The sequence below is a fragment of the Flavobacterium sp. YO12 genome, assembly GCF_004119495.1.
Classification (GTDB): domain Bacteria; phylum Bacteroidota; class Bacteroidia; order Flavobacteriales; family Flavobacteriaceae; genus Flavobacterium.
The window spans coordinates 14,515-28,559 of record NZ_NRQU01000018.1; the positions used below are offsets into that span (position 1 = coordinate 14,515).

Below are 14,045 nucleotides of genomic sequence, written 5' to 3' on the forward strand. Positions count from 1 at the left end.
TTTGAAGCTCTTTCATTCTATAAACGATTTTCATTCGACCAAGAAAACAATTTTAACTCTTGGTACTTTTGATGGTGTGCATATTGGTCATAAAAAAATTCTGGAACGAATTACTCAAAATACCGAAAATGGCAAATACGAAAGTTTGGTGCTTACCTTTTTTCCGCATCCAAGAATGGTTTTACAGGAAAAATCAGAAATAAAACTTTTAAACACGATTGCTGAAAAAACAAAACTTCTGGAAGCGACAGGAATCGAAAATTTAATCATTCATCCTTTCGACGAAAGTTTTTCGAGACTGACTGCTGAAGAATTTGTGCATTCGATTTTGGTAGATCAATTTCATATTCAAAAAATAATTATTGGTCACGATCATCGTTTTGGAAGAAATCGAACTGCCAATATTGATAATTTAATTGCTTATGGCGCTGAATATGGTTTTGAAGTTGAACAAATTTCAGCACAAGAAATTCAAGATGTCTCTGTAAGTTCTACTAAAATTAGAAAAGCTCTTACCGAAGGAAAAATGGATTTAGCCAATGAATATCTAGGTTATGACTATTTTTTGAGCGGTAAAATTGTAAAAGGAAAACAGTTAGGAAGAACAATTGGTTTTCCAACGGCTAATATAGAAATTGAAGAGGATTATAAATTGATTCCCAAAACTGGTGTTTATGCCGTTAAAGCTCTTATCGATCAAAAGGAGGTTTTTGGAATGATGAATATTGGTTTTAATCCAACTGTAAACGGTCAGAAACAAACTATCGAGGTGAATCTTTTTGATTTCGATGCTGATATTTATGACAAAGAAATCGAGGTTTCATTATTGCATTTTCTACGTGAAGAACAAAAGTTTGGATCGATAGATTTATTAAAAGAGCAGTTAAATCAAGATCGAATAAATGCACTGGCATTTATAAATCAATTGTAAGCAAATCTTAAGATATACTTTTCTTTAATTTTAAACCATCGTAGTTATTTTTTTAGTAAATTTGATATACAACTCTGTTTATCAAAACTTTACTATTAACTTCTTTAAAAATAACCACTATGAAACTACCTAAAGAAATAACCAACGGTTTTTTGATATTCCTCGGAATTGGCATTTACTTTTTATTGATGAATGTATTGGGTTTAGCTGATTTGTTTTACCTGCGTGTCTTAAATGTATTTTTTATTTTCTGGGGTGTAAACAGAACTATGCAAATGAATCTTCACGAGGGAGAAACGAATTTTGTATCTAATGCTGTTTCGGCAATGGCAACTTCAGTGGTTGGTGTTGCATTGAGCGTTTTCGGATTATTAGTATATAGTTACGCAAGAGGCGGTGATGCTTATGTGAGTACACTCTCAAAAACTTTCATGTTTGGAGGAAATCCTTCTGTTCCTACTTATTGCATCTGTCTACTTTTTGAAGGGCTTGCTTCATCTGTAATTGTTACTTTATTGATGATGTTATATTGGAATAATAAATATGTTGCTGATTAATATATCAGAAAAAACATTCATTTAAAAAAACACTCTAAAATCATAAAAGCTTTAATTTGATGATTTTAGAGTGTTTCTTTTTTGAAAATAATGCACTAATATTCATTTGCAGCGTTCCCTATTGCTGATTAGGACAATTTAATTACTTTTGAAGCTTCAAAAACAATGTATTCGATGAGCATTACAAAACACAACTGGACCAAAGACGAAATAATCGCAATCTACAATAAACCTTTAATGGAATTGCTTTATGAAGCTGCGACAATTCATAGACAACAACATGATCCGAATGTAGTTCAGGTATCTACCTTACTTTCGATCAAAACGGGCGGCTGCCCTGAAGATTGTGGTTATTGCCCACAAGCTGCACGTTATAATACTGGTGTTGAAGGAAATGATTTAATGAGTGTAAGTCAGGTAAAAGCACAAGCTTTGCGTGCAAAATCAAGCGGATCTTCACGCGTTTGTATGGGAGCGGCTTGGCGAAATGTAAAAGACGGCGAAGAATTTGATCAGGTTTTAGAAATGGTTCGTACCATTAATAAACTAGATATGGAAGTTTGCTGTACTCTAGGTATGATTACTGAAAATCAAGCGCAGCGTTTAGCCGAAGCTGGTTTATATGCCTACAATCACAACTTAGATACTTCTGAAGAATATTATAAAGACGTGATTTCTACGCGTGGTTTTGAAGATCGTTTGCAGACTATCGAGAATGTTCGAAAAACAAATGTTACGGTTTGCAGCGGCGGAATCATTGGTATGGGAGAAAGTATAGAGGACAGAGCTGGAATGCTAGTTGCTCTTTCTACATTAAACCCACAACCAGAATCTGTGCCAATTAATGCTTTGGTTGCTGTTGAGGGAACTCCAATGGAAGAGGAAAAACCAGTTGAAATTTGGGAAATGATTCGTATGGTGGCTACAACTCGAATTGTAATGCCGGAAACTCAGGTTCGTTTATCTGCTGGAAGAACCAATATGACTCGTGAAGGACAGGCAATGTGCTTTTTTGCGGGAGCAAACTCAATTTTTGCAGGTGACAAATTACTTACTACTCCAAACCCAGATGTAAACGAAGATATGAAGATGTTCGAAACATTAGGAATGGTGCCTCAAAAACCTTTTATCAAGGTAATGCAGCCTAAAACTGTTGAAGCAGCCGATTCTCAATTTACTTCATTGGGTGAAAAACCTAAATGGTCAAGACCTGGACATACTATCGAAAAAAATATTGAAGCTTCAGTTAAATCAAAAATTTAATTGACAAAGCTCAAAATCTCGATAAATATTTTTAAATTGCTTATAACTTGTGTGTTATAAGCAATTTTTTTATTTAGAAGATGGAGTTAAAACAAATCGAAAGGGTAAAAAAAATCTCTAAGGCCGATTTTATTTCCCAATATGTAAAAAAACAAATCCCAGTAGTTGTTGAGGAACTGACCGAAGATTGGCCAGCCTATAAAAATTGGAAACTTTCTTATATAAAGAAAGTCGCAGGAGATTTAATTGTGCCCTTGTACGATAATAGACCCGTTAATCATGAAGACGGTTTTAATGAAGCTCACACTAAAATGAAAATGAGCGATTATATAAATCTTCTGGAACAAAAACCAACAAATTATCGCATCTTTCTTTATAATTTAATGAAAGAAGTTCCGGCATTAAATCAAGATTTTTTATGGCCTGATATTGGCTTAAAACTTGTAAAGCAAATGCCAATGTTGTTTTTTGGCGGTGAAAACTCTAAAGTGTTCATGCATTTTGATATTGACTATTCAAATATTCTTCACTTTCATTTTCATGGAGAAAAACAATGTATGCTTTTTGCTCCTGACCAATCCAAATATATGTATAAAGTACCTCACGCTTTAATTTCGAGAGAAGATATAAATTTTGATGATCCTGATTACGAAAAATTTCCTGCTCTAAAAAATGCAAAAGGCTACATTACAAACTTAAAACATGGCGAAATGCTGTATATGCCAGAGGGTTATTGGCATTATATGAAATATTTAACTCCAGGATTTTCTATGAGCCTGCGCTCCTTTCCTAAAAACATAACCAATTTATCAAAAGCGGCTTATAATGTTTTTATTATGCGCTATTTTGATATTATGATGCGAAAGGTAAAAGGACAAAAATGGATTGATTATAAGAATGAAAAAGCAATTCAAAACACTCATGAAAAACTGCAAAAGACTTTTTGAGAAAAATTAATGAAAAACAATCTTTTGAGCTGCTGATTTTCCGCTGTCAAAAACTACATTAATTAACAATATCTGATCACTGGATTTGAAGTTTACAATCTGGTATTCTGTATTATTAATTGTTTTGTTATTGAATAACATTTTTCCTGAAACATCAAAAATTGATAGTTCTTTCATAATATCTTTTGTCGAATTTAATACTATATTTTTTCCTTTAACCGAAACGCAAAGTGAACTGTCTTGATTCTTAAATTGATCCGCACCTAATGTTTCAATATTATACCGAATTACAAAACGATCTAAAAAAGTTCCAGCTGTGGTTGTAAATTTATAGCTGCTTTCTAGAAGATTATGCATAACATTTTCGTTTTTGTCTTCTAAATAAACAGCGTGAGTACTCAAATCGCCATCTGCATGATCAATTGAAATTGAAAATTCGCCGGCAATTGTTGAGCTATATCCTAAAGCAACAAAATCTGATTCTGAAAAAGGTAAAGCACGCCCTTGAATTACAAGCTTTTTATCGTCAATTAAACTGTAAAAATCAACAAATTGATTTCCGTCTAATGATTCCGCATCATACTTTAAATCATAAAAATTAGTAGCCTCTTCGAGATATCCAATCAAAATTTGCTTAAAAGCTCCTTTTGAATTTTGAAAATTCAACCACAATCGATGTTTCTCTGTTTCATCACTATTCCGAAAACTTTGAACTTTAGAGGGTTTTAAAAAAGCATTATTATTTCCAAGAATTCGCATGCTGTCATCAAATTCTACTGTCCCGACTGCATTACTTGTAACAAAAAAGGACTGCCCTGAAGCTATTTTTCCGTCAGGAATTGTTTCATTTACCCCAGAAGATGATGCTTCTGTACCCACTCCTCCAACCAGATTATAGGACGCATAGTCATCTGAATTGTATTCAAAATTAGTTACCGGCGTATTATGTGTCCAAAAGTAAAGTGCGCCTTTGGTTTTAAGATTGTTTTTTTTCAAAAAAACTGCAGCATCTATTGCCGATGGATAGGGATTTCCGACTAAACTAAAACTATCTGTTTCTCCCAATTCAATTTCTACTTTTCCATTATTTGGGATTCCTTTAAAAACGGCTTCATAAACTGCTCTTGATGTTATCGAAAATTCCTGCGGTCCTCTTATTGCATATCCTTTACCTAACAGCATATTATTTAAACGTGATTCTTCTTTCCAGCCCGCGGCAGTATCAAATGACAAATATTTATCAAACAAGGTATTGGGCGATACATCTATTAATTTTTGATTATCGACAGGTGAAGACCAAAACGTATAGTCGTATCTTAAAATTGGTTTTGTTTTTCGATAAAGGTTAATAATCCCAGTATTTATAATACTATCGTCTGATTGATACAAACTTGCTGTATCTTCTAAAACTAATGTTCCTAAACCTGAATAAGAAAATTCTACACCTAAAGTGTTTCCGCTTAAAAGTGTCACCGTTTTGGCTGATTCAATTGTGCAGCTGCAAATATTTGCTGCAATTAAATTTGGATAACTTTCTTTAAAGAACACTTCTTTTCCGCTGGACGGGTAACCTTTTGTCCAAGAAAAGCCATCCCAAATTGTTGAATCTACACAAAGTTTTAATCGTGCTGCTCGATGTTTAGAAACTCCGTTGACCGAATTAAAATCACCACCTATCAAAAGTCTATAATCGTTGGTGAAATTTAAAGTTAAAAGATTTTTATTGAGCCGCGCATCAAATGAGTTATCAAAATCGCCTGTTTTCAAGAGTCTTATTAATCGCAGTGCCTGACTGTTTTTATAAGTTCCTGAAAAGGCGCCTCCAACTAAAAGTTTATCATCTGGCTGTACCAAAATACACCGCACGTCGCCGTTACTAAAGCCTGTTCCCGCAGAAAAACTATCGTCCAGACTTCCATTGGAGTTTAAACGGATAATTCTTTTTTGTGAAGAGCCTTTAAATGTCAAAAATGTACCACCAGCAATTATTTTTCCGTCTGATTGCATTGCAAGTGCGTAGATGTGTTTATCAAAACCGGTGCCTATATTAAAACTTAAATCGACACTTCCGTCTTCATTTAGACGAACTAAATGAGGATAGGACAGTCCGTTAAAAGTGGTAAATCTGCCTGCAGCCAATATTTTCCCATCTGGCTGAATTAAAACATCTTCAATAATAGCATCTGCACCTGTACCAACATTAAAAGTAACATCTCGTGATCCATCGGGCAATAATCTTACTATTCTAGCAGCAGATAAATCGTTATTGAACCGAGTGAAGTTACCAGCCGCAATAATTTTATTGTCTGACTGTACTGCTAAAGCATAAACTTGAGCATTAAATCCAGTACCGCTATTGAAAGTATTATCTAAAGAGCCGTTTGGTAATATTCTAGCAATTCTATTAGAAACTGCGTCATTGTACTTGGCAAAATTTCCTCCAAAAACAATTTTTTCTCCTTCTTGAACTACAGCTGCTTTTATTAGTTTATCGGCTCCTGATTTACCTGTATTAAAATCCAAATCAAGCGAGCCGTCTTCTAAAAGTCGTGCAATTCGATTAACTGGTAAATTATTGAATTTGCTGAAATTACCAAAAATCATTGTTTTTAAATTTGCTACTGGCAAAATCTTTAACACTGAATTATCAAAGCCAACTCCTGCTGACAAATAACCTGTATCTTGTTCTCCATTAGAATCTGTTTTAGCTAAACCTCCTTGATTTTGCCCATCAAAAACCGCAAATGAACCGCCAATAAACCATGATCCTTCTTGATCTTCTGCTAATGCAAAAACAGAAGCTGACCCAGGACCTGCGCCCAAATCAAAGTCAGATTTTATAGTTCCGTCGGCGTTTAAAAGTACTGCTCTATTTACATCATCATTTCCATATCTGCTGGAAAAAGATCCTCCCACCATTATATTTCCTAAAAGATCTTCTTTGATTATTTGCACTGAACCGTTATTAAAACCTAATCTTTGAAAACTTTGATCTAATGATCCATCTTCATAAATGCGAATAATTCTATTTGCGGTATTTCCATTATAAAGTGTGAAATTACCTCCTAGAAGAATTTTTCCGTCTCGTTGTACAGCAATGGCATTTACATCATCATTAAATCCAGAACCAATATTAAAACTATTATCAACGCTTCCGTCAGAATTCAATCGAATAATCCTGTTACTTAATGTGCCATTAAATGAAATAAAATTTCCTGTAATTAGGATTTTTCCATTTGATAGGATTCTAACATTAGTAATATTTGTAGAAGATCCGGTTCCTGTCGCAAATGTTCGATCTAAGGAGCCATTTGGAAGAACTCGTGCTATGCGGTTTACAGTTACATTATTGTATTTTGTAAAGCTTCCTACAATTATAATTTTTCCATCTGGCTGTTCTGCAATACTATAAATAATACCACTGCCGGCTCCCACAGAAGTATCAAAAGTTGAATCACGGGAACCATCTGCATTTAAACGAATTAATCTTCCTGAATTTACCGCATTATAACCTGTAAATCCTCCGCCAACTATTATTTTCCCATCGAGCTGTAAATAAGCGGTATAAACTTTACCACTGAACCCTGAACCTACAGTAAAACTTTCATCGATTGTTCCATCTGGTTTTAAACGTATTAACGATGGTGATGGAATTCCGTTTAGGCTGGAAAAATCACCCCCAACTATTAAATTATTATTGGGCTGCAAAAGTAAAGTTCTAACGGCACTATCGAAACCATCACCTTTTGTACCATCATCAAATGTATTAAAAGTGGTATCCAATTTTCCTTGCTGTGCATTAATGAAAGTACAGGAGAGAAAAGAAACCCAAAACAGCAGGTAAAGTAGTTTTTTTATCAAAACCAGATGATTATTTAAAATTGTAAGAATTAACCGAAATTAAACTGTTCTGATTTTAAAAACAATACCCACTTTTAGTGATTTTTTATAATGCCTAAAAAATGTTTTTTTCGCTTTAGGTATAAAAAATGAACACTCAAAAGTAAATTTTGAATCTTATAAACTGGGGGATTTATTTAAATTTGCTTTTGCTTTGATAGAATTTTCAAGAAAATGACTATTTGAAGCACTAAAAGATAAAAAGAAAGAAAAACACATGAATCCGACCTGTACTCCGAAAGAAGCTTTACAAAAACTAGAACACTTTTGTGCTTATCAGGAGCGTTGTCATGATGAAGTTGTATCAAAACTTTATAGTTTAAAAATGACTTCTGACGAAATAGATCTTATTCTGGTTCAATTAATTGAAGGTAACTTCTTGAATGAAACCCGTTTTGCATGCAGTTTTGCCAGAGGAAAACATCGCATTAAACATTGGGGAAAACTTAGAATTACAAATGAACTGAAGTTTCGAAATATTTCCAGCACAAATATAACTCTCGCACTCAAAGAGATTTCGCAAGAAGAATATATTGAAACTTTTGAAGCTCTTTCTGAAAGATGCTGGAACGGTATACAGGAGAAAAATATATTAAAAAAACGCAAAAAGTTCTGCGACTATATGCTTCGAAGAGGGTATGAAAGTAATCTGGTTTATGAAAAAGTAAAAGATCTTGAAAACCTTTAAACTATTTTAAGCAAAATAGTTCCTAGATATAAAAAACAAAAAATCCATTTACCTGTGATAAATGGATTTTTTTATTTTGAAGCTTTAAACTATGCTTTTTCGATTAAAATACTAACCGCATTTCCGCCAAAACCAACAGCATTAATCAAAACTTTTTTAATTGATCGGTCTTTAGTTATTGCTTTTGAAAAAGGAGTTTCGATAAAAATATCATGTTCCATCATTAAAAGCGCAAGCTCTACACTCAATATTCCAGACGCTCCAAAAGTATGTCCGATTTTCCATTTATTAGTGGTCAACAAAGGCTGTTTTGAACCAAAAACTTTTTCAATTGCACGAAGTTCTGTCAAATCTCCTTTAATTGTTCCGGGTGCATGCATTACAATAACATCAACACTATTTAAATCGGTATCTTTTAAAGCCATTTTCATAGACTTCTGAAAACAATCAGCTTCGGCAGAAATTGAGATATTATGTTCTAAAATTTCAGTTGCATAACCCACTCCCGTAACGTATGCAATAGCATTTTCTTTTTCTCCAGATTCTAAGCAGCATACTGCAGCACCTTCACCCAAAATCATGGTATTTTGTGTTTTCTCAAAATCAAAAGCAAGGTTGGGCCAAGAATCATTTTCTTGATCGATGCGTGAATATATTTTTAACGCACGCATTTGTCCAATAGTAAAATCTGTTAAAGGCGCTTCGCTGCCTCCTACCAAAAACTTATCAGCCATTCCCGATTTTAACCATGCAACACCGTTTAAAAGTGAATGTAATGCTGTTGAACAAGTTATTGAATGTGAAATTTCTGGTCCTGCACTTTGCAAATCATGCGCAATCCATGAAGAAATATTTCCTAAAGTTGTTGTAGGTGATGCTAAAGTCTGCGCTTTTCCTGTTTCTATATACTCAGCATAATGTTTTTCAAACAAATCTGTAGCTCCTCTTGAAGATCCAATATTTATACCAAAAACATCTTCGGAATTCCAACCAGCTTTTTGGACTGCTTTTCGTGAAGCTGCTAATGCAAACAAAACAGAATCGTCTAAAAATTTATATTTAGGATCTGATTCCCGTATTTGAGCAATCAATTGTTTTGAATTTGTACTTAAAGCTGCAACAAAAGTATCTTGCTGATCTAAAAATCGTTTAATAAAACAATGTTTTCCGTCCAGATATTTATTCCAAACCTCGTCTTTATCGCTTCCTAAAGGAGAAATAGAAGAAAAGGCTGTTATGGCAATTTTTTGTGTATTCACATTATTTTATTTAACCGCAAAGTTCGCAAAAGTTTATGCAAAGTTCAACGGGTTTTAGAGTAAAAAATAAAACGATATAAGCAATATATGTTACTAAAAATGACAGCATTACTTATACAAATCTATAGAACTATACCATTTCAATGGCTTCTTCAATTGTTTTATATACTTTTTGAAGCTGTTCGTTAGTCATGATATAAGGCGGCAATATGTAAACAATATTTCCCACGGGGCGCAGAACTACTCCGTTTTCTATGAAAAAATTATAAAGCTTTGTTCGCATCGACCCATAATAACTTTCTTCTGAGTCTGATTTAATTTCAACTGCAAAAATAACTCCCAATGTTCTAGCGGTAATTACTTTTGAATGGTTTTCGATTTTCTTTTGAAATTCTAAATGACTGGCATTAATTCTTTCAATATTAGCCTGCATTTCTGCAGTCTGCAATAAATCGATACTTGCCAGCACCGCAGCACAACCTGTTGGATTTGCTGTAAAAGTATGTCCATGAAATAATGCTTTATTAATATCATCATCATAAAAGGCATCGAAAATGTCTTGTGTAAAAGTCGTAATTGCCATAGGAATAGTTCCTCCAGTTAAGGCTTTAGACAAGCAAATCATGTCTGGCTCTTCAGAAACGTAATCCATTGCAAATGTTTTTCCAGTTTTACCAAAACCAGTCATCACTTCATCAGCAATTGTCAATACCTTATTTGCTGCACAAATCTGAATTAATTTTGCCAGCGCTTCTGGTTCGTACATTACCATTCCGGCTGCACCTTGTACCAATGGTTCAAATATAAAACCGGCACAATTATGATTTTGAATTACATTCGTCAAAGCATCAAAACTTGCCTGTTCCTGTCCTTTTATCGGCACTGGAATTCGAACAACATCAATAAACATTCCCTGAAAAGCCTGCGTATAAAAAGAGATTCCGCTTGCCGCCATTGCCGCAAAAGTATCGCCATGAAAAGCATTTTCGAAAGCAATTATAGTAGTACGCTTTTCATTTTTATTGAAAAAATATTGCAAAGCTACTTTTATTGCTACCTCGACTGCGGTAGAACCATTATCAGAAAAAAAGATCTTCTGTTGGTTTTTCGGTAAAATTTCAATCAGCTTTTCTGCTACTTTTATGGCTGGCTCATGTGTAAAACCGCCAAACAAAACATGCTCTAGAGTTGTTAATTGCTTATAAACAGCATCGGCAATAAATTTATTACTGTGTCCAAAAGGATTTACCCACCACGATGCAATTGCATCAATATATTCTTTACCATTTTCATCCCATAATAAAGCGCCTTCACCTCTAGAAATTGCAATTGGAGTTTGAGCTGTTTTGTGCTGTGTATAAGGATGCCAAAGATATTGGCTGTCTTTTTCTGTTAATGTCATTTTTAAGAAAATAGAAGAAAGAGAATAGAAAAAAGACTAAACTCAATTGTTTAAGCAAAGATAGGAAAGTCTATATTCTATTTTCTATAATCTTTGCTCTATAAATGAAGCAGATTTTCTCGAAACAAATCAGCGTATTCGCGAATTACATTCTGATCAAAATAAGGCTCTTCGTCGATTCTTCCAATTAATTTAATTCCAGTTCTTTCTAGAATTATACTTTCTGTTGCTTTATTTTCGCTTCCGCTAAAGATAATTCCAGCGATTTCAAAACCTCGATTTTTAATTGCTTCAATCGTCAGCAAAGTATGATTAATGCTTCCTAGATAATGTCTTGAAACGATGACTATTTTATAATCCGGCTGCATTAAATCAATAATAGAATCTTTGTCGTTTAAAGGAACAAAAATACCTCCTGCACCTTCAATTACTAAATGACTATTGGTTTTAGGTTCTTGTATTTGTTTTAAATCGATCGTAATACCGTCAATCTCCGCGGCTAAATGCGGACTTTCAGGCGTGTTTAATTTGTAGCTGTTCTCGAATATTTGAGACTTATTATTCGAGATTTTTATTTTGATTTTATAACTGTCTGAATTATCTAAATCTCCTGCCTGAACAGGTTTCCAATAATCAGCCTCTAAGGCTTCTACAATAATAGACGATGCAATTGTTTTTCCAACATCTGTTGAAATTCCGGTAACAAATATTTTCATAGTTTTTTATTTCATAACTATTCTAAAAAGACTTTTTATTCCTAAAAAACTATAGAATAATTTCAACAAAAATACCAATAAAAACAAAACCCATCATGGCGATGGGTTTTTATTATTTCTTATTCTTCTTTTAATTCGTCTATTACTTTTCGGATTTCCTTAGCGTATTTTCCATAGGAGTAATGTACCCACCATTCTGTTAGCACACCTATAAGTAAAATCGTGATTACAAAAACAAACACAATCAATCCTAATTTCTTGTTGGCAAAACCTTCATTTAAAATCTGCAGAAAATCAGGCATTTCATAAAGAATAAATCCAAAGAAATAAATTAGAAAAAAAGGTGATAACGAAAAAGTAAATGTCTTATAAAGCTGCATATTCAGCCTGATGTCAAGATACGTTTCGTACAAACTATCTTTAGTTTTCAATGCAGCCTTATCTAATCTTCTGTAAAACAAAAAAAGCTGTGTTAGATAATAAATACAAATAGCAACCAATATCCCAAATATAAAGTAATATGGCACCATTAAATTTGATGGAAACTTACTATGCAATGGCAAAAGACCTATAATCACCAAGGACAAAAACTGAATAAAGAATTCTATCCTTAAACTTTTTCTAATTCTATCCAAGGGCATACTTGCCGATTGTATTTTCTCTAAATTATTAGGAACAACAACATTATCTGTCTTTTCGCTATTCCAGGCGTTTTGTATATCGTTAAAATCCATATCCTTGATTTTTAATTATTTCTTTTAATTTTTCTTTTGCTCTGTTTAATTTCACTCTTGCATTTCCCTCTGATATTCCCAGATTCTCTCCTATTTCTTTATGAGAGAAACCTTCGAGCTGATAAAAAATGATTGCTTTATCAATTTTTTCTAGTTTTTGAACTGCTTTATAAAAATGATCTATCTGGCTTTCTTTGATATGTGAATCTCCTTCATCTTCCTTGATATTTTCAGAAGCGATTTCATATTTATCCACTTTTCGTTTTTCTTTTTTCAAGAAAACAATTGCTGTATTTACGGCAACCCGATACATCCATGTCGAAAACTGACTTTCGTTTCTAAAAGAATCATACGATTTCCAAAGCTGACAAATAATCTCCTGAAACAAATCTTGTTGATCATCATGATTATCCATGTACATTTTAGAAACTTTGTATAGTATTCCTTTATGACTTTCGATCCGATTTAAAAATTCTTGTTCTTTTTCTTTCAAAATAATACTAATTCATTACTGGTTTTACTTTGTATCCTGCCTTTCTTAACAAATTAATTACTCCTTCATCTCCAGCCAAATGTGCTGAACCAACTGCTACAAACAGTGCTTCATTTTTCATCATATCCTTCATTTTCTTCACCCAGTCACTATTTCTATCATCAAGAATATATTTTTTAGCTTTTTTACTCATTACCTTTTCATTGGCAATATCTCCATAAAGATCCATTATATTTTCATTTTTATAGTCCTTTACCATTTTTTTTGTTTGAGCTTTGCTCGCATCACCTAATGATTTGATCAGTTCTGAATCTGTGTAAGCATTAGAAAGCATATTCAACTGTCCTTTTACCGTTTCGAAACCACCTACACTTTTCTTTTCTTTCTGTGCCAAATCTGTAAAATCTGATTCGTATGATTTTAAGGTTTCACAATCAAACGTTTTAATAGTAATTAAACTCATAACTGTTGCTAAACTGTAACTGTCTACCTGCTGCACTTTTATACCTGTAGTTTTTTGTAAAATGGAATCTAATTCTGATAATTGTTCAGGCGTTAATTTTTTACTTAACAACTCTGGAGAAACTGCTAATTTTTGAGCGTCTGCCATTTCATTTGGATCAGAAAAGTTGATTTCGACAATTAACTTATCTGATTTTTGAAAAGCATTCTTCGTTTTTTCTGTCAAAAAATAATCTGTTGGACAAATAGAATGAATCGTTCCGTACAAATATGATGGTTTTGATAATCCATTTCCTGAAACTTCCCATAAAAGAGAGTTTTCAAGTTTTGCAGATTTTGTTTGAGCTTGTGTTGTTCCGCCGAAAACTAATGTGATGGCTGCAATTGCTGATGTAAATAAATTTTTCATTTTTGATTGATTTTAAATTTTGATTGATTTTGAATGATTGAAACTCCTCTTTAATATTTATTATTTTTATTTCTCTTCCACCAAACTGCAGCTAAAAAAACTACCAAAATGATGCTGAGTGCTTTTATTAAAAAGAAACTTATTAAACCTAAGATGAATCCTATCGAAGAAAAAAAGATAAAATCAAAGATTTTCCCGCTTATTGAAGTTGATGTTGTTTTCATAATTGTTTTGATTTATTTGATTACGACTCGTAAGTAATCAAACATTTTAAAACGTTACAA

General features: G+C 33.1%; 12 protein-coding genes. 5 read left to right on the forward strand and 7 right to left on the reverse strand.

The window, feature by feature from the left end:
• Position 1 precedes the first annotated feature (1 nt).
• The 4 genes from BOW55_RS07995 (at position 2) to BOW55_RS08010 (ending at position 3,698) form a co-directional block, all read left to right on the forward strand.
• Positions 2-931: a bifunctional riboflavin kinase/FAD synthetase gene (locus tag BOW55_RS07995; protein ID WP_129023692.1), complete on the forward strand. Its 930-nt coding sequence runs from the start codon at positions 2-4 to the stop codon at positions 929-931.
• Between the two features lie 119 nt (positions 932-1,050).
• Positions 1,051-1,488, forward strand: a complete 438-nt coding sequence (locus tag BOW55_RS08000) for a hypothetical protein (protein WP_089053350.1) — start codon at positions 1,051-1,053, stop codon at positions 1,486-1,488.
• A 174-nt stretch (positions 1,489-1,662) separates the two neighbouring features.
• Positions 1,663-2,751 carry a biotin synthase BioB gene (gene bioB / locus BOW55_RS08005; RefSeq protein WP_129023693.1) on the forward strand — a complete coding sequence of 363 codons (1,089 nt, stop codon included), beginning with the start codon at positions 1,663-1,665 and terminating at the stop codon, positions 2,749-2,751.
• An 80-nt stretch (positions 2,752-2,831) separates the two neighbouring features.
• Positions 2,832-3,698 (forward strand): cupin-like domain-containing protein, encoded by an 867-nt coding sequence (locus BOW55_RS08010; RefSeq protein ID WP_129023694.1) that lies wholly within the window; start codon positions 2,832-2,834, stop codon positions 3,696-3,698.
• A 6-nt stretch (positions 3,699-3,704) separates the two neighbouring features.
• Here BOW55_RS08010 and BOW55_RS08015 read toward each other — a convergent pair whose 3' ends face one another.
• The gene (locus BOW55_RS08015; RefSeq protein WP_241686516.1) at positions 3,705-7,559 is read right to left on the reverse strand and encodes a T9SS sorting signal type C domain-containing protein; all 3,855 of its coding nucleotides are present in this window, start codon (positions 7,557-7,559) and stop codon (positions 3,705-3,707) included.
• A 256-nt stretch (positions 7,560-7,815) separates the two neighbouring features.
• On the opposite strand from BOW55_RS08015, the gene BOW55_RS08020 reads away from it, so the two are divergent.
• Entirely contained in the window at positions 7,816-8,286 is a 471-nt protein-coding gene (locus BOW55_RS08020) for a regulatory protein RecX (RefSeq protein WP_129023695.1), read from the forward strand.
• An 89-nt stretch (positions 8,287-8,375) separates the two neighbouring features.
• On the opposite strand, the gene BOW55_RS08025 is transcribed toward BOW55_RS08020, so the two are convergent.
• The 6 genes from BOW55_RS08025 to BOW55_RS08050 all read right to left on the reverse strand — a co-directional run bounded on the left by BOW55_RS08025 (position 8,376) and on the right by BOW55_RS08050 (position 13,761).
• Positions 8,376-9,545: a beta-ketoacyl synthase N-terminal-like domain-containing protein gene (locus BOW55_RS08025; RefSeq protein WP_129023696.1), complete on the reverse strand. Its 1,170-nt coding sequence runs from the start codon at positions 9,543-9,545 to the stop codon at positions 8,376-8,378.
• 130 nt (positions 9,546-9,675) lie between these two features.
• Positions 9,676-10,947, reverse strand: a complete 1,272-nt coding sequence (gene bioA / locus BOW55_RS08030; RefSeq protein ID WP_129023697.1) for an adenosylmethionine--8-amino-7-oxononanoate transaminase — start codon at positions 10,945-10,947, stop codon at positions 9,676-9,678.
• A 98-nt stretch (positions 10,948-11,045) separates the two neighbouring features.
• Complete coding sequence (bioD, locus tag BOW55_RS08035) at positions 11,046-11,663, reverse strand: dethiobiotin synthase (RefSeq protein WP_129023698.1); 618 nt, start codon at positions 11,661-11,663, stop codon at positions 11,046-11,048.
• 119 nt (positions 11,664-11,782) lie between these two features.
• A complete protein-coding gene (locus BOW55_RS08040; RefSeq protein WP_129023699.1) occupies positions 11,783-12,397 on the reverse strand; it encodes a hypothetical protein in 615 nt (204 codons plus the stop codon).
• Entirely contained in the window at positions 12,387-12,890 is a 504-nt protein-coding gene (locus BOW55_RS08045; RefSeq protein WP_089053358.1) for an RNA polymerase sigma factor, read from the reverse strand. The genes BOW55_RS08040 and BOW55_RS08045 overlap by 11 nt, the downstream gene beginning before the upstream one ends.
• A gap of 7 nt (positions 12,891-12,897) precedes the next feature.
• Positions 12,898-13,761: a TraB/GumN family protein gene (locus BOW55_RS08050; RefSeq protein WP_129023700.1), complete on the reverse strand. Its 864-nt coding sequence runs from the start codon at positions 13,759-13,761 to the stop codon at positions 12,898-12,900.
• Positions 13,762-14,045 lie beyond the last annotated feature (284 nt).